20 protein-coding genes, 2 tRNA genes and 2 pseudogenes are annotated in these 20,617 nt (G+C 57.6%); 18 read left to right on the forward strand and 6 right to left on the reverse strand.

Annotated features, from left to right (window positions below):
* Nucleotides 1-107: 107 nt before the first annotated feature.
* The 5 genes from EGT36_RS20380 to EGT36_RS20400 all read left to right on the forward strand — a co-directional run bounded on the left by EGT36_RS20380 (nt 108) and on the right by EGT36_RS20400 (nt 5,457).
* Nucleotides 108-1,019 (forward strand): LysR family transcriptional regulator, encoded by a 912-nt coding sequence (locus EGT36_RS20380; protein WP_125270923.1) that lies wholly within the window; start codon nt 108-110, stop codon nt 1,017-1,019.
* A gap of 241 nt (nt 1,020-1,260) precedes the next feature.
* On the forward strand, nt 1,261-1,524 hold the full coding sequence (locus tag EGT36_RS20385; protein ID WP_125270924.1) for a spike base protein, RCAP_Rcc01079 family: 264 nt from the start codon (nt 1,261-1,263) through the stop codon (nt 1,522-1,524).
* Nucleotides 1,525-1,710: 186 nt separating this feature from the next.
* Nucleotides 1,711-3,378, forward strand: coding sequence for a phosphoethanolamine transferase (locus EGT36_RS20390; protein ID WP_125270925.1), 1,668 nt, complete (start codon nt 1,711-1,713; stop codon nt 3,376-3,378).
* A 66-nt stretch (nt 3,379-3,444) separates the two neighbouring features.
* Nucleotides 3,445-4,098 (forward strand): response regulator transcription factor, encoded by a 654-nt coding sequence (locus tag EGT36_RS20395; protein WP_004437591.1) that lies wholly within the window; start codon nt 3,445-3,447, stop codon nt 4,096-4,098.
* Nucleotides 4,099-4,119: 21 nt separating this feature from the next.
* Nucleotides 4,120-5,457: a sensor histidine kinase gene (locus EGT36_RS20400; RefSeq protein WP_125270926.1), complete on the forward strand. Its 1,338-nt coding sequence runs from the start codon at nt 4,120-4,122 to the stop codon at nt 5,455-5,457.
* A 61-nt stretch (nt 5,458-5,518) separates the two neighbouring features.
* On the opposite strand, the gene EGT36_RS20405 is transcribed toward EGT36_RS20400, so the two are convergent.
* Nucleotides 5,519-6,823: an MFS transporter gene (locus EGT36_RS20405; protein ID WP_006698138.1), complete on the reverse strand. Its 1,305-nt coding sequence runs from the start codon at nt 6,821-6,823 to the stop codon at nt 5,519-5,521.
* Between the two features lie 292 nt (nt 6,824-7,115).
* Here EGT36_RS20405 and EGT36_RS20410 point away from each other — a divergent pair, with 292 nt between their 5' ends.
* The 5 genes from EGT36_RS20410 (at nt 7,116) to EGT36_RS20435 (ending at nt 12,585) form a co-directional block, all read left to right on the forward strand.
* Nucleotides 7,116-8,225 carry an RHE_PE00001 family protein gene (locus EGT36_RS20410; protein ID WP_108081731.1) on the forward strand — a complete coding sequence of 370 codons (1,110 nt, stop codon included), beginning with the start codon at nt 7,116-7,118 and terminating at the stop codon, nt 8,223-8,225.
* 248 nt (nt 8,226-8,473) lie between these two features.
* A complete protein-coding gene (locus EGT36_RS20415; protein ID WP_004437583.1) occupies nt 8,474-8,704 on the forward strand; it encodes a helix-turn-helix domain-containing protein in 231 nt (76 codons plus the stop codon).
* A gap of 231 nt (nt 8,705-8,935) precedes the next feature.
* Nucleotides 8,936-10,186 (forward strand): adenylate/guanylate cyclase domain-containing protein, encoded by a 1,251-nt coding sequence (locus tag EGT36_RS20420; RefSeq protein WP_125270927.1) that lies wholly within the window; start codon nt 8,936-8,938, stop codon nt 10,184-10,186.
* A 232-nt stretch (nt 10,187-10,418) separates the two neighbouring features.
* Nucleotides 10,419-11,411 carry an inositol 2-dehydrogenase gene (iolG, locus tag EGT36_RS20430; protein ID WP_112637385.1) on the forward strand — a complete coding sequence of 331 codons (993 nt, stop codon included), beginning with the start codon at nt 10,419-10,421 and terminating at the stop codon, nt 11,409-11,411.
* A gap of 292 nt (nt 11,412-11,703) precedes the next feature.
* Entirely contained in the window at nt 11,704-12,585 is an 882-nt protein-coding gene (locus EGT36_RS20435) for a DMT family transporter (protein WP_004437576.1), read from the forward strand.
* 23 nt (nt 12,586-12,608) lie between these two features.
* Here EGT36_RS20435 and ocd read toward each other — a convergent pair whose 3' ends face one another.
* Nucleotides 12,609-13,664 (reverse strand): ornithine cyclodeaminase, encoded by a 1,056-nt coding sequence (gene ocd / locus EGT36_RS20440; RefSeq protein ID WP_034500187.1) that lies wholly within the window; start codon nt 13,662-13,664, stop codon nt 12,609-12,611.
* Nucleotides 13,665-13,677: 13 nt separating this feature from the next.
* Nucleotides 13,678-14,598, reverse strand: coding sequence for an arginase (rocF, locus tag EGT36_RS20445; RefSeq protein ID WP_006698143.1), 921 nt, complete (start codon nt 14,596-14,598; stop codon nt 13,678-13,680).
* Nucleotides 14,599-14,728: 130 nt separating this feature from the next.
* Here rocF and EGT36_RS20450 point away from each other — a divergent pair, with 130 nt between their 5' ends.
* On the forward strand, nt 14,729-15,166 hold the full coding sequence (locus EGT36_RS20450; protein WP_006698144.1) for an Lrp/AsnC family transcriptional regulator: 438 nt from the start codon (nt 14,729-14,731) through the stop codon (nt 15,164-15,166).
* Nucleotides 15,167-15,288: 122 nt separating this feature from the next.
* Nucleotides 15,289-15,362 (forward strand) — tRNA-Gln (locus EGT36_RS20455).
* A gap of 219 nt (nt 15,363-15,581) precedes the next feature.
* Here the strand turns inward: EGT36_RS20455 and EGT36_RS20460 are convergent.
* From EGT36_RS20460 to EGT36_RS20465, 3 genes are all read right to left on the reverse strand, one after another.
* Nucleotides 15,582-15,779: a hypothetical protein gene (locus EGT36_RS20460; protein WP_125270928.1), complete on the reverse strand. Its 198-nt coding sequence runs from the start codon at nt 15,777-15,779 to the stop codon at nt 15,582-15,584.
* Between the two features lie 181 nt (nt 15,780-15,960).
* Nucleotides 15,961-16,038: transfer RNA gene (locus tag EGT36_RS30370), tRNA-OTHER, on the reverse strand.
* A 242-nt stretch (nt 16,039-16,280) separates the two neighbouring features.
* Nucleotides 16,281-16,598, reverse strand: a complete 318-nt coding sequence (locus EGT36_RS20465; protein WP_125270929.1) for a hypothetical protein — start codon at nt 16,596-16,598, stop codon at nt 16,281-16,283.
* Nucleotides 16,599-16,717: 119 nt separating this feature from the next.
* Here EGT36_RS20465 and EGT36_RS20470 point away from each other — a divergent pair, with 119 nt between their 5' ends.
* The 6 genes and pseudogenes from EGT36_RS20470 to EGT36_RS31100 form a co-directional block, all read left to right on the forward strand.
* Nucleotides 16,718-16,972, forward strand: coding sequence for a helix-turn-helix domain-containing protein (locus EGT36_RS20470; protein WP_125270930.1), 255 nt, complete (start codon nt 16,718-16,720; stop codon nt 16,970-16,972).
* A 185-nt stretch (nt 16,973-17,157) separates the two neighbouring features.
* A complete protein-coding gene (locus tag EGT36_RS20475; protein ID WP_125270931.1) occupies nt 17,158-17,397 on the forward strand; it encodes a hypothetical protein in 240 nt (79 codons plus the stop codon).
* A gap of 73 nt (nt 17,398-17,470) precedes the next feature.
* Nucleotides 17,471-17,671, forward strand: a complete 201-nt coding sequence (locus tag EGT36_RS20480; RefSeq protein WP_125270932.1) for a dehydrogenase — start codon at nt 17,471-17,473, stop codon at nt 17,669-17,671.
* 94 nt (nt 17,672-17,765) lie between these two features.
* Nucleotides 17,766-18,137, forward strand: a complete 372-nt coding sequence (locus EGT36_RS20485; RefSeq protein WP_286084222.1) for a hypothetical protein — start codon at nt 17,766-17,768, stop codon at nt 18,135-18,137.
* A 236-nt stretch (nt 18,138-18,373) separates the two neighbouring features.
* Nucleotides 18,374-18,934 (forward strand): annotated as a pseudogene (locus EGT36_RS31095) (flagellin N-terminal helical domain-containing protein); the annotation flags it as partial.
* A 1,014-nt stretch (nt 18,935-19,948) separates the two neighbouring features.
* Nucleotides 19,949-20,224: pseudogene (locus tag EGT36_RS31100) on the forward strand (flagellin); the annotation flags it as partial.
* Between the last annotated feature and the right edge of the window lie 393 nt (nt 20,225-20,617).

Consider the following 20,617-nt stretch of genomic DNA (forward strand, 5'->3'; position numbering starts at 1 on the left):
GATTTCGATCCAATAAGTGAAACTGGATTTTTTCATAATTTTTGGTTATGAAATCTCTCTCCATAATAGTTTGGAATTATTCAAAACCTGCCAAAAAGGCGCTGACAATGGGCAGAAAACCGGCGAACCGGGCTGACGTGTTCGAGCTGCGGCATCTGCGCTATTTCACCACGCTGGTGGACGAGCGCAATTTCGAGCGCGCCGCTGCCCGCCTCGGCATTGCCCAGCCGGGTTTGAGCCAGCAGATCATGGCGCTTGAACAGATCGTCGGCATGCCGTTGCTTGATCGCACAAGGCGGTCGGTGAAGCTCACCATGCCCGGCCAGCTTCTTTATGAGGATGCCCGGAAAATCCTTTCGAATGCCGAGGCGACGCTTGCAACGCTGAAGCGTGTCGGCCGCGGCGAAACCGGGCGCATCTCCATCGGTTATGTCGCCTCCGCCGCCTATTCCGGGTTGATGATACAGTCGATCGCCAGTTTCCGCGCCTCCCATCCCGATGTGGAGTTGCAATTGATCGAGATGGAAATGCGGCTGCAACTGGCCAGGATTGCCGACGGCAATCTGGATTTCGCCTTTATCCGCCCGCCCGCCCCTGTTCCGGAAGGTGTGACAACCCACGTGGTGTTGCGGGAGCCCTTGATGGCAGCGCTGCCGGAAAACCATCCTTTGGCTTTTGCCCCGCAGGTCGATCTGAAAAATCTTTCCGGTGAAACCTTCATCACGCCGAGGCAGCCGCCGGATGTCGGCTTTCATTACAACACCATCGAGGCCTGCAACGAAGCCGGGTTCCAGCCGGCAATCAGCCCGGAAGGCAGGGACTACACGACCATTGTCAGCATGGTGGCCATTGGCCTTGGCATTGCGCTGGTGCCGCGCTCGCTTGATTGCCTGCGGTTGCCCGGCGTGCGCTACGTACCGCTTGCGGCAAGCGCCACGACGTCGGACCTCGCCATCGCCCACCGGAAAACCGAAGCCTCCCCCGCCGTCAGGGCCTTCATTCTCCACGCCCGCAATTGAGGCGCGTGGAAGGAAATATCCGTGTCGCACCTTGTTCGCCGGGGACGAAAAATCCGCCGCCCTCCGTCGCGCGGAATTGATGGAGCGACAACGGTGCGCCGCAACGCCCGGAATTGCCGGGCAGATGGCTGCCTGCCGGACGTCGTCCCGGCGACCGGGGCAAAAATCTCCTTCCCCGCATCTCCCCGCCGCCCCGGCCCACTGCATAATCGCGACAGATTTCGATTTATGGGAGACAGCAATGGCTGAGATTTACGACCACTACGCCGCCGGCCTCGAATCACCGGCTTCCCACGCTTTTGACGTCGTTCCGGACGATGCAAAGCCGCTTCCTTCCGCCACACGCGCGATCTATGTGGGCAATGGCGGACATCTTTGCCTGACTGTCCTTTCCGGGGCAACCGTGACCTTCCAGAACCTGCCCGCCGGCAGCCTGCTGCCGGCCCGCGCAACGCGGATATTTTCGACGCGCACCACCGCAACCGGCATTGTCGGGCTCAACTGATGGTCTTTCCGCGGCAACAGCGCCACACACACTATGGAGGCAATGCCATGCAACATGACACTTTCATGACAAGCTTTCAGGTTGATGTCAGCAAAATCCTGCATGCGCCATTGACCGGCCCATGCGGCAAACCGGAAAGGGGCGTTTGCGCTCGCTTGTCTTTGCCGCCGGCCTATCGAAAATTTGGTGGATCTGGCAGTGGCTCTTTTTACCGCGAAAGCGACGGGAACAACAACTTATCGTCCGGAAATCGGCAGCGTGGCGCTGAGCCTGCTGACGGCGGCTTATCTCCTGTTTTTCACGAACCGGACATTCTGGTCGAAGGTTCATACCTATCTTTCCGCCTATCCGGTCGCCATCGTCGCGCTCTATGTTGCCATGATCGCCTTTTTCGGCGCGCTCATCACGATTTTCTCCGCCAAATATCTCCTCAGGCCGTTTCTGATCGTCCTGATCTTCGCGGCGGCGGCGTCGTCCTGGTTCATGGATCGCTACGGTATCGTCATCGACAGCGACATGATCCGCAACGCCATGGAGACGACGCAGGCGGAAGCGGGCAATCTGATCACGCCCGGCTTTCTCTGGCATATGGCGATTTACGGGTTGGTGCCGTCTCTCGTCGTCGTCGCCGTCCGCATCCGGCACCGGCCGATCCTCGACAAGCTTCTGTGGAACACGATCAGCATCCTGGTCTGCCTCGCCATAACCGGCATCATCAGCTTCGCCAACTCCAAGACCTTCACCACCGCCATTCGCCAGCACAAGGATATCGTCAAGAGCGTCAATCCGTTGTCACCGATCATGTCGACGGTGCATTATTTCACGCAGGCCGGCAAGGAAGTCGATATTCAGGTCAGCCCAATCGGCAAGGACGCCAAAGTCCTGCCCGCATTGGGTAACGTGCATAAGCCACGCATTACCGTCATCGTTGCGGGCGAAACTGCCCGCGCGGCGAATTTTTCGCTGAATGGCTACGGGCGGGAAACCAATCCGGAGCTCAAGAAGCGCGATGTGGTCTATTTCCCCAGCACAACGAGCTGTGGCACCGCGACGGCGATTTCCATTCCCTGCATGTTCTCGCAATTCACGCGCTCGCAATATAGCCACAAGAAGGCGCTTGCGAATGAAAATGTCATGGATGTCCTCGTCCATGCAGGGGTCAGCGCGACCTGGCTGGACAATAATACCGGCAGCAAGGACGTCGCCGACCGTATCCCCTATTTCGACCTGCCTTCCACCAATGACAGCCGCTTCTGCACCGGCGGGGAATGCCGCGACGACATCTTTTTCGACAAGCTCGACGCCTGGCTCGATAACGTCAAGAAGGATAGTGTCATCGTGCTGCACCAGATGGGCAGCCATGGTCCGACCTACTACCTGCGTTACACCGACGAGTTCCGCAAGTTCACGCCGGACTGCCGCACCGCCGAGCTTGGCAATTGCAGCGACGCCGAAATCGTCAACTCCTACGACAACACGCTTCTTTATACCGACCACTTCCTCTCGACCGTGATTGACAAGCTGAAGGCGCGTTCCGACAAGCTGGCAACAGGCATGATCTACGCCTCGGACCACGGCGAGTCGCTTGGCGAGAACGGCGTCTACCTGCATGGCGCGCCCTATCTCCTCGCGCCCGACCAGCAGACCCATGTGCCGTTTCTCGTGTGGTTCGATGACGATTTTGCCAAATCCATGGGACTGGACAAGGCCTGCCTTGCGAAAAGCGCGGCAGAGGGCGGGCGCTCGCACGACAATTATTTCCACAGCATCCTTGGAATGATGAACGTCTCCACCTCGGTCTACGATCCCTCGCTCGATGTCTTCAGCCGCTGTACCCAACGCCGGACGAGCTGAACAGACAGTGCTTGACGCTTATCCGGAGAACAAGATACGCAAGACGACGCGATAGAGGGAGCTGTCTTGCGGGTTCTGCTTGTTGAAGACGATCATGTGCTGGGGGAGGCGCTGCGGGACCATGTGGCCGCGGCGGGTCACGCTGTCGACTGGTTCAAGACGCTGGGCGACGCCATGGCGGCGACGCTGACGATGGGTTACGGCCTGATCCTGCTCGACATGCGACTGCCTGACGGCGAGGGCATCACCCTTCTGCAAAGCCTGCGCAAGCGCGACGACGCCACGCCGGTCATCATTCTGACGGCGCATGACCAGGTCTCCGACCGGATTGCCGGGCTCAATGCCGGCGCGGACGATTATCTGGTCAAGCCTTTCGATCTCAACGAACTTTCAGCACGCATGCTGGCGGTCTCGCGTCGTTACGAGGGGCGTTCCGCCCCCGTCATCCGCCTGCCCGGCATCGAGATCAACCAGGTAGCGCGCAACATCACGGTCGATGGCACGGCGCAGACGCTCAGCGCCCGCGAATGGGCCGTGCTGGAGAAACTGGTCGAGCATCCCGGCGCAGTCGTCTCGAAAGCGCAGCTGCACGATACTCTGTACGAATTCGGCGCGGAAATAGAGAGCAACACGGTCGAAGTCTATATCAGCCGGCTGCGCAAGAAAATCGGCCATGACCGCGTCGAGACGGTGCGTGGCGTTGGCTACACGATCAAATAGACGAACCCCAGGCAGATACAGATGGCCAGACCGACCAGCATGACCCGCAAACTCGTGATGGCGCTGACCAGCGTCGTCGCCATATCATGGCTTCTCGCCTGCGGTTTGGGCGTCATGGTGATGCAGGACGAGTTCGCTGAGATTTTCGATGCCGGTCTCGAGGAAACCGCGGAAAGACTGCTGCCGCTTTTGCTCGACGACCTGCGTGAGAACAATACCGCCCCGGCCTCGCAGAAGCTCAACCAGTCGGCGGAGGGAGCGGAATATCTGACCTATCAGGTTCGCGACCGAGAAGGCCAGGTCGTGCTGCATTCGCATGACAGTTCGACGGAGCCTTTCGAAGTCTCGCTCGACCCCGGTTTTTCAGAAACCTCGTCGCAGCGCATCTTCACGGTCGCCTCACCCGACGGCAACTATTTCCTGCAGGTCGCCGATGCCTTCGCAAATCGCCGCGAGGCAATCGTAGAGGCAGGCACCGCGCTGGTGTTGCCCGTGCTCATTCTCATTCCTGCCAGCATTTTTGCGGTCATCGTCGTCGTGCGGCGAACGCTTCAGCCGGTGCAAACCTTACGCGACGAAATCGGCAAGAAGGACGGCGGCAATCTCGCGCCGCTTGCAACTCAGCCCTTCCCGCCCGAACTGCACCCCATTGCGCGATCGGTCAACCTGCTGCTTGGGCGGCTGCGCTCGACAATCGAGGCCGAGCGGGAATTCACCGCCAATAGCGCCCACGAATTGCGAACCCCGATTGCCGGTGCGCTGGCGCAGGCGCAGCGGCTGCACGCCGATATCCCCCCGGAGCTTGCGCCACGCGTTGAAAACATCGAGAAATCCCTGCAGCACCTCGCCCACCTCGCCGAGAAACTGCTTCAGATGTCCCGGGCTGAAGCCAGGATCGGGCTCACGGATAAGACAAGCGATCTCATCCCCGTGCTCGAACTCGTTATCGACGATATGAGCAGGACGGCGATAGGGGCGTCTCGCATCCGCTTCACCAATCGCTGTGAAGGCGCCCTGTCCGGCAGGATCGGTCCGGATGCCTTCGGTATCATCATCCGCAACCTTCTCGAAAATGCGCTGATTCACAGCCCGCCGAAAAGCCCCGTGCAGGTGATTGCGGAAACAGACGGCGCGATCCGCGTCGTAAATGCCGGGCCGACCGTCGATCCGGTGTTGTTGCCCAAGCTGACGACACGTTTCACCAGAGGCCAGTCTACGGCTGACGGCACCGGGCTAGGTCTGGCCATCGTCAAAAGCCTGGTGGAACAGACCGGCGGAAAACTGGTGCTTTCCTCTCCCGCAGAAGGTCAGCAGGACGGTTTTGAAGCCCGCGTGATCATTCCTAGCGAAGCCGCCTGAACGCAAAAAAGAAAAAGCCCCGCCGGAAGGACGGGGCTTTGCTGGTTTTTGTGTAAGCCGATCAGTCTTCGTGGATATGGCTGTGGTCGCGCGTGTCGCGCATCTTCACGTAAACCACCAGCGACAACGCGATCATGATCGTCACATACCAGAAGAACCAGTTCTCGTGGCCGATCTGCTTGAACTTCAAGGCTACGAATTCCGCCGTTCCGCCGAATATGGTGTTTGCCAGCGCATAAGGTAACGCCACGCCGAGCGCGCGAATATGGGCCGGGAACATTTCCGCCTTCACCACCGCATTGATCGAGGTATAGCCGGTGACGATCAGCAGGCCGATCAGCACGAGGCCGAAAGCCATGATCGGATCGGTTGTGGTCGAAAGCGTGCTGAAAATGACATAGGTGAACAGCGTTCCCAGGATGCCGAAGCCCACCATCAGCGGTTTACGGCCGATCTTGTCCGACAGCGCACCGGCAAGCGGCTGACACAGCATGAAGACAAAAAGCGCCGCCGTGGTAATTTCCGTGGCGCTTTCCTTGCTGAAGCCCGAGGTGTTGACGAGGAACTTCTGCAGATAGGTGGTGTAGGCGTAAAAGGCGAGCGTGCCGCCTGATGTGAGCGCCATGACCATCAGCGCTTCCCTTGGATAGTGCTTGAACAGCGCCCATCCGCTGGACTTCGGTTTGTCGGCAGCGCCGGTCTTGGCATTTTCGAAGGACTGCGTCTCGACAAGGCCGCGGCGGATATAAAACACCGCAATCGCCAGAAGGCCGCCAATGAAGAAGGGAATGCGCCAGCCCCAGGAGCCGAGCTGTTCCGGCGTCAGGACCCGCTGCAGCACCAGAAGCACCGCCAGCGCAAGGAGCTGGCCGGAAATCAGCGTCACATACTGGAAGCTGGAGAAGAAACCACGGCGGTTCTTGCCGGCCATTTCGCTGAGGTAAGTCGCGCTTGCGCCATATTCGCCGCCGACGCTGATGCCCTGCAGCAGCCTTGCAAATACCAGAATGGCGGGGGCGGCAATGCCAATCGTTTCGTGGCCGGGCGTAATCGCGATCAGCAGCGAACCGAGACACATCAAGGTGACGGACAGGGTCAGACCCGCCTTGCGGCCCTTGCGGTCTGCATAGGTGCCCATGAACCAGGCCCCGATGGGCCGCATCAGAAATCCGACGGCAAAAACGGCAGCGGCACTCAAGAGTTCGGCCGTCTGATTGCCCGAGGGGAAGAACACTGGCGCGAAATAAAGGGTGAAAGCCGAATAGACATACCAGTCGTACCATTCGACGAGATTACCCGCCGATCCGCCGATAATGGATTTCAAACGGGTTTTCTGGTCCGGCGCGGCGGCGGGACCATTTGCCATAATATTCACGGGTTGACTCCAATTCATCTTCGTCTGGAGATGGAAGGGCGAACGGAAGGTGTGATAATTTGTCGCTCCTGTCGAGGGTATATACCCGCCATGCTGCGATGCGCAAGTTTATACCGCGTTGCAATATTGCTGAAAAAGCAGCCGTGGCGTCTGAAAGACTTCCTCCTCCCCGGCATTTTCGCCACCCGTTTTTATCACGATTGCTGGGCAGAAACCATCGAAGGAAAACTGGACGACCTTGAACCGCCTTGTAAGCCGCGCCAGCTCAAACTAAAATATATCAATGATTTACGACATATCCGACATCCAGCTCGAAAAGCTCCTCATCGCCGCCGCCCGCGCGGGCGAAGCGCTGGCGCGGCTGGACGAGCGGATAAGCAGATCGCCGATGAAACAGGGCTTCATCGAAAGGCAGGATTTCACCGACGCCATCTCCTCCATGTGGGTGGACGGCGAACTCGTGCACATGGAAGACCTCGTGCTGCATGACGCCCATATGGATGTGCGTGCGCCAAGCCATGAAATGACGGCGGCACACCGAATCCTCCGCTCGCGGCGGCTGATCTTTGCCAATGCGGCCGGCTGGGCTTTCACTGCACCGGGTCTTTCCCGGCTGCGCGGCAGGGCGTCGCCCGCCGCCGAAGAGATGCTGCCCGCACGGCAGACCGTCGATCAGCCTGCGGGTGAGGAGGCACATGAGGCTGAGACATCGCTGGACGGCGCTTTTTCCGAACTCGACGCCCTTCTGGCGCGAAGCGCAGCCACGCTCGATGCGATCACCACGGGAAACGCGCTTCCGTCGATGCACAGGGAGGAAAGCCATGCGCTCATCAACGAGCCTGACTGGGACGAAGACGAACGGCTGAAAGAATGGTGGGACGTGCAGTCGCGGACGGAGGAACTGCCGGCAATTCTGCGCACCGCCATCCTGCTTGATTCCTGGAACATGATAGAGGTGCTCCAGCGCAGCCCCTGGCTTGGGCGGCTTCTGGCCTCCGCTTTTCTGCGCGATGGCGCCGTCACGCCCGATCACCTGCCGGCCCTGAGCGCCGGTCTTCGTGCCATCCCGAGGGAGCGGCGGCACGCCAGGAACCAGACACAGCGCATCCTCGCGCTTCTCGACAGTTTTTATGAGGCGGCGCTGGCCAGCATGAAGGAACACGACCGGCTGAGCCACGCGCGGGAGCGTATGATGCGCAAGTTGGCCGGCCGCCGTTCCTCTTCGCGATTGCCCGAACTCGTCGAGCTGGTCGTCTCCCGCCCCGTGGTCTCGGCAGCCATGATCGTGAAGGAACTCGGCACTACGCCACAGGGCGCAATCGGACTAGCCAACCAGCTGGAATTGCGGGAGGTTACCGGTCGCGGCCGTTTCCGCGCCTGGGGCATGCTGTAGCGGCCCCTCGCAGACGATCCGGAAGGTAAAAAGGACCGTTTCGCAGCCGCTTTCGCATGGAAACGTGCCTCGTCAATTCGGCGATCACGAATCTTAACAAAATTTAACTATTGCGTAGGTCAACGAAGCGGCTATGTTCCTCGCTGCGTTGCAACACCGATTTCTTCTCCGGCAACGCGGTCGCATTTGGCCCGGCAACTTTTCTCTGCCGCCCGCATTTAAGTGTCCATCATCAGGGAGATGCAATAATGACAATTTCAGTTTCACAACCCGATTCCGATCACGAAACCGATGCTCCTTTCGCCAAAAAGGTCCTGGCAGCGCGTAATCTTGCCGGCTATACGATCGAGCAGCTTGCCGTGACCTGTGGCCTCACCACGAGCGAAATACGTGCCCTGGAAGACGGCACGGACAGCGATCCCCTGCGCATCCGGCGTGTTGCCGCCGCGCTGCATATTCCGGTCGAAACCGTTATCTGATCTTTCCTATCGATCACGAAAAATCTCAGCGCCGCCGGGAAGATGTTCCCGGGAACATCGAGGCGGCGCACGCAGCCCGGAGGCTGCCGGTTCTTTCGGAACATTTTCCGCATCCGCTCCCTTAACATTTTCGTTATCCGGCACCACATGCAATTCGCGAGCGGGGACGTTCAGCGACATTCGACATGTATCCCGCCCGCCGAGAGCAGCAACAACCTCCGGAATCCTGCCATGACATTTACGCTCGACACCGAAGAACGGGTTTCTTCAGCATTGGCTGAATTGTGGCCGGCGGAGAAAACCGAGACTCTCTACTGGCTGGTCACCGGCACCAAGGACGAACGCTTCATCGACGAAATCTTCGTGGAGCTTTGCAACCGCTTGCGGGCAAGCGGAATTTCGGTGGCGCGCGGCGTTCTGGCTTTCCGTATCCGCCATCCGCAATGGCTGGGCGCGCGGATTTTATGGAAAGCCGGCATGTCCGAAGCCGAGATCGTCACTTATGGCTACGGCTCGGAAAACACCCCCGAATATCTCAACAGCCCGATCAGGGACATTCACCAAGGCGCCAGCGAAATCCGGCATCGCCTGAACGTCGACGCCATCGACGAAACAGGTTACACGATCTATGAGGAGCTGCGGTCGGAAGGGCTGACGGATTATTGCGCCTGGCCTATCGAGCACACGTTTGGCAAACGCCACGTCGCATCGTTTTCCAGCGATCGCCCCGGCGGCTTTTCCGACGAAGAGATCGTCGCGCTGAAAAACCTCCTGCCCGCGCTCGCGCTGGTGAGCGAGATACGCCTGAAGAACAGGATGACACGCACCCTTCTGGAAACCTATGTGGGACCACATGCGGGCGAAAAAATCCTGAACGGCGCCACGACACGCGGCAGCGGCATGACGGTGGGAGCAGCAATCCTGATCTGCGACCTGCGCAATTTCACCCATATTTCCGATCTATGGCCGCGTGACGATGTGATCGAGCTTCTGAACGGTTATTTCGACGCCATGTGTGATCCGATCGAGGAATTTGGCGGGGAAATCCTGAAATTCATGGGCGACGGGCTGCTGGCGATCTTCCCGCTCAGCAACCCGGATGCTTGCGGAAACCTCCTGAAGGCCATTGCCAGGGCGCAACGGAGCCTGATCGCACTTAACGAGATCAACCGGCAAAAAGGCCATGACCCCTTGGGTTATGGCATCGGCGTTCACGTCGGCGATGTCATGTACGGCAATATCGGCTCGAAAACCCGGCTCGATTTCACCGTTATCGGACCCGCCGTCAACATCGCATCGCGGCTTGAGACGCTGACCAAGGAAACAGGGCGCAACGTTCTCTTCTCCGAAGAATTCGTGCGCATGGCTGGCAACGGGACCGGGTTCGAAAGTCTGGGCCCTTGGCTGTTGCGCGGCCTCGAAACCCCGGTCGAAGTTTACGCTCTTCCGCAAAATCCCGCATCGGCGCCCGTCGCCGCCTGATGGGCTGCGCCTGCTGCCCAGCTTGTAACGGCCCATTTTAAGCCGAACGGCATCTCTCCGACACCCTCCGGAGCCGTGATTTCGGCTGCCCTTCGCGACGTCAAATCGCTTGACACGCCATGCCTGTCGATCTAGCAAAATGGAACATATATTCTATATCGAAACATTGTTTGCATTCATATTCTGCCTCTCCGGGAGTGACGGGCGGACGTGTGAAGGAACCGGAGGAAAAATGGTTACGAAATTGGCCCTGCTTGGCGCCGGACGGATCGGCAAGGTCCATGCAAAGGCGATCACCACCGACAGCCGCGCGCAGCTGGTGGCTGTCGTGGACGCCATGGCCGGCGCTGCGGAAGCAATCGCGCGGGAGGCCCACTGCAAGGTCAGCACAATCGAGGAGGTTCTGGCCGACGAAACGATCGACGCGGTCATCATCTGCACGCCCACCAACACCCATGCGGATCTGATCGAGCGTTTCGCCCGCGCCGGCAAGGCGATCTTCTGCGAAAAGCCCGTTGATCTCGATGTTGCCCGCGCGGAAGCCTGCGCCAAGGTGGTGGAAGAGACCGGTGCGAAGGTCATGCTCGGTTTCAACCGGCGTTTCGACCCGCATTTTCAGGCTGTTCACAAGGCGATCGACGACGGCCGCATCGGCAAGGTTGAAATGGTGACAATCACCAGTCGCGATCCCGGCCCGCCCCCGGCCGAATATATCAAGGTTTCCGGCGGCATTTTCCGCGACATGACCATTCATGATTTCGACATGGCCCGTTTCCTGCTCGGTGAGGAAGTGGAAAGCGTGTTCGCCACCGGTTCCGTTCTGGTCAATCCGGAGATCGGCACACTCGGTGATTTCGACAGCGCCAGCATCATTCTGACGACGAAAAGCGGCAGGCAGGCGATTATTTCAAACTCTCGCCGCGCGACCTATGGTTACGACCAGCGCATCGAGGTACACGGTTCGCTCGGTTCGGCAGCGGCAGAAAACCAGCGCCCGGTTTCCATCGAAATCGCCAATGCGGATGGCTACACCCGGCCACCGCTGCATGATTTCTTCATGACGCGTTACACGGCAGCCTATGCTGCGGAAATCACTGCTTTCATCGACAGCATTGAAAATAACACCGCGCCCTCTCCTTCCATCAAGGACGGTTTGATCGCGCTGAAGCTCGCCGATGCGGCGCTGAAATCCGCAACGTCGAAAACGGTCGTGACGATCGCCTGAGGTAGCGGCCGTAGCGCCGCGCGTCTTGCCGAACTCTCTGTCCGCCGCGCAATTGTCGACGGCGGACAGCCGTGCCTTTCCCAAGGCCTCGCCAGCGGGCATATCGGGCACATCGTCCAGATCCCACATTGATCCGCGGCGCTCGAATCCACAACAGGCTGCTTCCGGGCTTGCATGGCTGCTATTCGGAAAATAAGGTTGTCTGACAAGGTGCGGCCATAACATATGGCCATATCCATCTCATTCACGCCGAATCTTTTTTTGCCGGCAAACTCCGGACAGCGGTTTTTCCATGCCATCAGCCAAGACCGGTTTTCTTTATGCGCTTGTCGCCTTCACGATCTTTGCGGCGCAGGATGGCATATCGAAACATCTGGGCAGCGCCTATCCACCGGTCTTCGTCGCCATGTTGCGCTACTGGGCCTTTGCCGTTTTCGTTCTGCTGATGGCGGCAAAGTCTTCAGGCGGCATTCGCGGTGCCGCCATCGCCAATCGCCCCTGGTTGCAGATCAGCCGTGGTGTCCTCCTTGCCGTACAGATCGTCTTTTCGATTTTCTCCTTCGCAATCGTCGGCCTTGCCCACAGCCATTCCATCATCGCTTCCGCCCCGCTCATCGTCGCGGCGCTTTCCGTGCCGCTGCTGGGAGAAAAAGTAGGCTGGCGGCGATGGTGCGCTATTTTTGTCGGTTTCATCGGCGTTCTCGTTATTCTCAAACCCGATGGCGAAGGTTTCGACAAGAGCCTGCTGATCACCTTCGTCGCCGCATTCATGCTGGCGCTTTATGGTGTGCTGACGCGGCTCGGCAGCCGGAGCGATACGGCCATGACAAGCTTCTTTTATACCGGCGTGGCGGGCGCGGCCGCCCTGACGCTGGTTGGCCCGTTTTATTGGGTCAGTCTGGCGCCCCATGACTGGGGATGGATGCTGGCCCTGTGCATTACCGGCATGAGCGGCCATTACTGCCTGATTAAAGCCTTCGAACTGGCGGATGCGGCTTCCGTGCAGCCTTTTTCCTATTACCAGCTCGTGCTCGTCTCCATCATCGGCGTTACCATCTATGGCGAGGTCGTGACTTCCAATATGGTGATCGGCGCGGCCATCGTCATAGCAGCCGGTCTTTTCACCATCTGGCGGGAACACATGACCGCGCGGAAGGGTCGCCGGCAAGGCTGATATGCTTGCCGGCCGGAGCCGGCCTAGACGAGAGCCGCCTCGCAGCGCAGCAGCATGCCGAAAAGATCCCGCGGCTCATCCGGGTCCGCCAGCAGGTCCAACTCCGTATAGAGCCCGGTGGACGGCAGTTTTGAGCGTACATAACGCAGCGCCGAAAAATCCTCAGTCGCGAAACCCACGCTGTCGAACAGTGTGATCTGCCTGTCGTTTGCCCGGCCTTGCTGTTCACCCGTTATGACCCGCCACAGCTCGGTAACGGGGTAATCCGGCGGCAATTGCTGAATTTCGCCCTCGATACGCGTCTGCGGCGGATATTCGACAAAAATGTCGGATCGCAACAGAATATCCCGGTGCAATTCCGTCTTGCCGGGACAATCCCCGCCAACAGCGTTGATGTGGATGCCGGGGCCGACCATGTTGTCAGTCAGGATCGTCGCATATTGCTTGTCAGCAGTGACCGTCGTGACGATATCCGCGCCTTCCACTACTTCTTCCGCACTGTCGCAGATCTTGATGGCAAAGCCCTGCCCGGCGAGATTGCGGGCGCATTTCTCGCTGGCGGAGCGGTCGATGTCAAACAGCCGCAACGTATCGATGCCGAGAATGGCCTTGAACGCCCGCGCCTGGAATTCGCTCTGTGCGCCATTGCCGATAATGGCCATGGAACGGGCGTTTTGGCGGGCGAGATATTTCGCCGCGACGGCGGAGGTGGCGGCAGTGCGCAGCGCGGTCAGGATCGTCATTTCGGTCAGAAGCAGCGGATAACCATTGCCGACATCGGAAAGCACGCCGAAGGCCGTCACGGTCTGGCGGCCTTCCTTCATGTTCTTCGGGTGGCCGTTGACATATTTGAAGCCGTAAAGCGTGCCATCGCTGGTCGGCATCAGCTCGATGACACCTTCCGTCGAATGGGAGGCGATGCGCGGGGTCTTGTCGAAGCTTTGCCAGCGACGGAAATCCTCCTCCACCACATCGGCGAGCTCACGCAGGAACGTGTCGATGCCCACCTTGAGCACCAGCTTCATCATGTGATCGACGCTGACGAAAGGCACGATATTGAGGTTTGGTATCACGGTCATCACATCACCCCTTTCAGCCGGCCCGCGTCGGACGGTCCATGACCCGCTTGCCCATCAGGCTGGTGGCAAGATCCACCATCAGCGTCGCGGTCCTGCCGCGCTCATCGAGAAACGGATTGAGTTCCACGAGATCGAGGCTGCAGACCAGCCCGCTGTCATGCAGCATCTCCATGACAAGATGGGCTTCGCGGAATGTCGCGCCGCCCGGAACCGTGGTGCCGACAGCCGGCGCGATGGACGGCTCCAGAAAATCGACATCGAGGCTGACATGCAAAAGCCCGTTTGCCGCCTGAACCCGCGCCAGGAATTCACGCAGCAGCACGGCAACGCCATGCTCGTCAATCGAACGCATGTCGTGAACGGTGATGCCGCTTTTTTCCAGAGCGGCTCTCTCGGCAGGGTCGACGCTGCGGATGCCGATCATGCCGATATTCTCTTCCGGAACAGCATGGGAAAGCGGCGGGAAATAACCGGAAAAACCGTCACGCCCGCTGAAATAGGCGACCGGCGTGCCATGCAGATTGCCGCTGCGTGTGGTTTCAAGGGTGTGATAATCTGTATGAGCATCGAGCCAGAGGACGAAGAATGGCCGACCCGTCTCAGCCACGCGGCGCGCCATGCCGGCAACCGTCCCCGCCGAAATCGCATGGTCGCCGCCGAGGAAGATCGGCACGGCGTCCGCGCTTTCGCGATAGGCCGCTTCCGTCAGCGCCTCTGTCCAGGCCACTGTCTCGGAAAGATGGTGTACGGCAGGATTCGGATGGCAAAATTCCCGAAGCGGCGCGGGCGTCACATTGCCCGTATCCACCACCCGATGCCCCAGTTCTTCGAGGGCATGGGCAAGCCCCGCGACGCGATAGGCGCTCGGCCCCATTTCGCATCCCAATTGCCCGGCCCCGATCTGCAACGGCGCACCAACAAGCCTGATATCCATTCCCGTCCTCATTTTTCCTACCGATAACTTCACTAGACCACGGAGACATGGCAGAACGAACATCAAAGATTGGCAATATTATCGAAATAAGCTACCGTTTTGGTAAAATCATTTTATCGAAATGGCAGGTATGGACAAACTCGACGAACGCCTCATCACCCTTCTGCGGCATAATGGCCGGCGCAGCATCTCCGACCTGGCCGTGGAGACTGAAACCTCGCGCGCGACGGTTCGCTCGCGCGTCGAAAGAATGGAAAATGACGGTACGATCATCGGTTATACCGTTATCCTGCGCGCCGACGCCGTTGAAGCCGCAATCCGCGGCATCATGATGATCGAGATCGAAGGCCATGTGACGGACCGCGTCATCCGCACACTCGGCGGCTTTCCGGAAATCTCCGAAATCCACACCACCAACGGCCGCTGGGATCTGATCGTGGAACTGAATGCCGCGACACTTAGCGATTTCGACGCCGTGCTCCGCCGCATCCGCCTCGTGCCCGGGATTACCGGCAGCGAGACCAGCCTGCTGCTCTCCACCCCGCGTTCCACCCGCGCAAGGCTCTGACACAGAGACGAAACGCAAAAGCAGGATAAAACGCATTTTTCGATTTTTTCGACTTGCGCCCCGGAATAAATCATCTATATGACGACCCACCAAAGCGAACGCGACAACGCGTTTCAGGCATTTGGGGAATAGTTCAATGGTAGAACAGCGGACTCTGACTCCGTCGATCTTGGTTCGAATCCAGGTTCCCCAGCCAACAATCTCTCAACGAAATCAATAGCTTGCCAGCTGGGGCGCCTGAAATTCCTTGTCGCACTCCATTTTTAATTGTTGCGACACAGTACTAAGCAATTTCAATCACTTACAACCAATTTCACAACGATTACAAACCATTGCAAGGCAGTTTACTGCGACATGGTTTGCGACAAAGCCTGCCAGTTGGTGATTCTGGCAGGCCTTCATGTTCGTGTGAAAATCAGATGACGCTCGCGGCCTGCACAAGAATCATTCCAATCAATAGGCCGCCGGATATCGTCGCCGCTCCCATCATTGTCCACATGCTCGCCTTAACCGTTGCGGCGTTCGGGTGCTCGTCGGCAACCATCAATATCATCATCAAGATTGAGGCTGCGACAACCAGCGCAATTGTCACGCATAGGATCGCTGAAATCACGAAGGTCTCCTCGGTTGATTGAATACCACCCCCGGCCCGCGCAGTGGTGGAGCGCGTGGTGCAGCTGGTGAGGCCTCTTAGGCCGGGGGTATCGGCAACTGGAATAAAGGACCGCGCGCTGCCCGAAGGCGCGCTGCGGCAAGGTGGCTGGCCTTGCATGTCATAAGGCGAGTTGGAAAAGTGGAGCCCCTGGCCCGATTCGAACGGGCGTCATCCTCTACGGTTTCGCGGGGTAGAAGACCCGGACCGATACAGGGGCAAAAATCTATTGCTTCTTGCGCTCCTTCATCCAAACCTCCCTCAGGACGTCCAGACGCGCTTCAATCTCCTCAAGCCTTTCACCGGCTAAATCGGCCGTAGCGCATATAGCGCCTAGTGCCACAGTGCTCGCAGGGTCCGCGCCTTGCGCCGCGATAGATATCAGATGAACAACCTTGCGGACTTCGCCGAGCAAAGTAGCGGCGTCATCCAGAGCGAGTGGGCCAGGGTCTAAGGTGTACTTCATGACCGGGCCCCCGCACGCATTGTGGCCCATTCATCTTCGCGGAACTTGAAGAGTTCTCGAACCGCGATCTCTGCGGCTTCCTCCTCATCACAGATGATCCCGTGCGGATCCTCAATGAGCATGGCAGCAAAGCGAAACTTCCCGGCAATGTCAGCCTCGGTCTTGACCTTCGCCCTAATAATCGCCCGACGCACTATGCTCGCCGCTTCGGTGATATGGTCCATGGCGTCGTCTGGCATGTTTCCAACGCGACTGCCAATCGTGTCGAGCTCAACATAAAGGCGGGTCATGCGTGATATGAAGGATTCAGGCATGCCTTCGGCGCTCGCCGTTATGACGTTGTTTACCATGATATCGGTTCCGTATTGCGATTTATCTATCGTGGTGATAGGAATATATCAACTTGGACGCATGTCAATAGGTTAATATCACTATGATAGAAAAATATCAGATTAGCGGTCGGCAGGTGTCGGCGGCAAGGGCTTTGGCTGGCATTTCTCAGGCGGATCTTGCGAGGGCGGCAAACATATCGCTCCCAACACTTAGACGCATGGAGGCGTCCACCGGCCCGATGTCAGGCATGCCCAACAACGTCGCTGCTGTAGTGCAGGCTTTGCTCGACTTCGGAATTATCTTCATCCCGTCTAACGGCAACGGCCCTGGCGTTCGATTGCGCGATCGCCCTTGAGGGGCGCGCCGAGATCGACCGCGACGACACATACAATAACTGGGTTTTTGACTGGGGCGGGTAAGGTAGCGTGGAATGAATTCAATAGTCGCCGGTTAGAAGCGCTACAAAAAAGTCTCGCCACCTCCCTCCTTGACTCTTTTCCGAAATAAGAACATTTGTAGAACAAATGAGGAGTGCGCAAAATGGCAGACACTGAGAAAATCATTGTCGTGCAGTTCAAAAACAGCCGCGGCGGAGTCGTACCCGGAGAAATGCGGCAAGCCTCCAATCAAGCCTCCGCTGAGAAAATCGCCAGCGCGATGGCACCGCGCCACGTAGGGGTTGCGGCTTATGCCGTGACCGTCGACGAGGAAAGCGGCACTATGGCAAGCCCACGGCTGCTCGTCTCGCATGGGCAAATCGCCGATTTAATACCAGACTGAATTAACGGCGCGAGGGGCGTGCACCACTTCAACACAGGGAAAAATTTAGGCTCTGAAACAGGAGAATGAGAACGTGCGCCCACATCAGAGAGAACCGCAAGCCGATCCGGTTGACCACATCATTGCCTGGCACGACGGCGACAGCCGTGCCGCGATTGAGACGCTGATGGAAGACATCCAGCACTTGCGGCTGCAGCTTGCGCTGGCGACCGCAGCGATGGGAACCGGTTTCACGAGAGGGTGGAAGCCGGACGCCGACAGAAATGCCAGGTGAAGGAGCTTATCTGCTTTCGGACCACGGCGGCGAGCCTGTAGGCGTTATATGCGAGGAATGCGAGCTCCTGAAATTCATAAGCTCGGGCGAGCTCATGATTGAGTTTGGCGACCTATCGATGCCGACGATGCTGCGGCGCATTTCTCAAGAGGTGATCAAATGCGCGAAGCCAATGGAGGGCTATTCCGGCCGCTGCATGCTTCATTACCACGCGCGATCCGGCAGCCAGATCGAGGCATTGAAACAAGCGAAGCCGCCGGCCGTTAGAGTGAAGGAAATTCGAAACTGGGAGATTGTCGTTGCCAAGTGCAACTACTGCGGCCACGTTTCAAATATCCCGCACTGGCAACTGAACCGCGCGGCGAAGACGGACACTACGGTGGACGAAATTGCCAAGCGACTGAAATGCAAACGATGCAGCGTGAGGGGTGACGTAAAAATCACCACAGCCAAGATGCCGAGGTGAGCATGTGTAATCTGTATCGGATGGAAGACGAGTGAAGAAACGCGACGCAAATGGCCGGCCTCAATCCAGAGGGGACGTCCATGGCATTTTCTAAACGCATCCGTCAGTGGAATCTGCGTAGAAATGCGATTTTCGGCAATCCGCAATTAACCAATCATTAACCAACAAACTATTTATATCAATGCAATCACTGATTGCTCATGAGGAGCGCGCATCCATTTTAGTGAAGGGTCCTCATGACATCTATTTTGACAAACAGCGCGGCAATTTCGGCGCTGCAAACACTTCGCTCTATCTCTTCTGGACTTCAAAACTCTCAAAAGGCAGTTTCGACCGGACTTCGGATTTCGTCCGCGTCTGACAACGCAGCGTATTGGTCTATCTCCACGACTATGCGCTCCGACCATGGTGCTCTTTCAGCAGTTCAAGACGCGCTGGGCCTCGGCGCTGCAAAGGTTGATACCGCCTATTCCGGAATGGATTCAGTCATCGCTGTTCTTAACGAATTCAAATCGAAACTTGTAACAGCCTCAGAGAAAGGCGTAGACAAAGCCAAGGTTCAGGCTGAGTTGGAACAACTGAAGCAGCAGGTTGTGAGTATTGCTACCTCTGCGAGCTTCAGCAGCCAAAATTGGCTGAATACCGATATTGTCGACATCTACGACAGCGCGTTTAATCGCTCCACTGTTGTCTCCTCTTTTGTCCGCACCGCTACTTCCGTTGGCGTTAGAACGATTGATGTCGATCTTTCGCGGGTATCCCTGTTCAACAGTACTGGCGGCGGCCTTCTTCAGCAGGATGCGCGGGATATAAAAACCATAGGCGGCCTTAGGAACCTACAATCCACATCAGATCCCAGCTCCCTCGGCACAGATTACACTCCCTATGACGGGATCGACGGCTCAAGCGGATACATGACACCGGTGTGGAACGCAGGTAGCCCCGGCACCGTCGTAATTGATTTCCCGGTCGGCGCGCCGCTCGATTTCAATCTGCCCGGTGCTGAAATCAGCTTTACCATAGTTCTGGATAAAGAGGCCTCAAATCCAGACGGCTACGCTGGGGTAAGCGGAGATCTTCAGGATCTCCCAGGACCGTACTTCAACGGTTACTCCGCAACAGTGACAATCACTAAAGCCGATGTGGACGCGTATAATCCAGCCTTAGGAGGGGTAATATCTACAAACAAAGAGTACGCAGCACTGCTGAGCTCAAAACTGAGTTCTCATGGCGCTTATGCGTCGGCAAACTTTAAAATGGGCGACCCCCCCGTCCATGATCCAGAAAAGATTTCTATTACAACACTGCAACTTCCGCAGCACGGATACGGGTCGTACGTCCAGATTGCAGCAGTGTCGAACGTGGGGGTGAGCGCAGGCGGCCTCACGCCACTTGCCGACTTCGGCAGTAGAGGTTCAGGGCTTGCCCTCGATTTTGAACCATTTATCGTCTTCAGAGACGGCATCGATGATAAAGGAATCCGCGTCAATTTCACCTTTTCGGTGAACGGAACGGCACCGAAAGCTTACTCCTTCGACCGTGCTTACGTGAACCAACTTCTGTCTCGCGATGACGGTAAAGTGTCGTCAGCAGAAGATATGGCAACCTTGATGCAATCACTGCTACAAGCTGATTGGCCGGATGTTATAATCGAAGCAAATGCTGGGAAAGTTGTGATCAAATCAGATCCAGCGGTGGACAGGCAATGGGGTGACGGAACTCGGATCAACTTCAGCGAAATACGTGTCAGTAATGAACCGCGTTCTATCCTGAATTTTCTCGATCTTGATATAGCCAAGAATCCTGACATGCTCGGATCGTACATTACATACATTGAAACCGTGACCGCTAACGCGATCTCAGGTGCGGCAATGCTTGGCTCTACAGTGGAGAGAATTGATTTGCAGCTTAATTTTGCGTCGCGCCTTTCGGATTCTGTTATGCGCGGTGTCGGCCGCTTAGTAGACGCGGATATGAATGAGGAATCGACCCGTCTTAAGGCTCTCAAGACCCAGCAACAGCTTGGTATTCAATCGCTGCAGATTGCGAACAGTGATCCAGAGAGCATCTTAGCCCTATTTCGGTAATCGCCCACCGCCTCGCTTTGGTTTTTGAAGGAATTCACGAAAATCACTGGTGCGAGCATCCGGGCTGTCGTAAATGGGGAGCCTTCGGCTTTAGCCGAAACAAGGTTGAAAAGTCATCCTGGCATTGCTGGGAGCATTATCCATTCAAGGTGTGGCCCCAATGATAACCCGCATAACTCGACAGAAGGACGCAAAACAGCGGCTGTCGATTGCTCTACGTCAACTGAATGACGCTGTCAGGACCTCCACAAGAGCGGCCTCGACGTGGAAATCATGGAGCTGACGATGTTAACGTCGCGGGGAGATATGAAGCAGTTCGATATCCGGACGTTTAGGGCAGAAGGCGCGCCGCCGGATTTGAAGGTGGTAGGAGACTGAAGCCCCAATAAAACG

This window comes from Agrobacterium sp. FDAARGOS_525 (genome assembly GCF_003938925.1).
GTDB lineage: Bacteria > Pseudomonadota > Alphaproteobacteria > Rhizobiales > Rhizobiaceae > Agrobacterium > Agrobacterium pusense.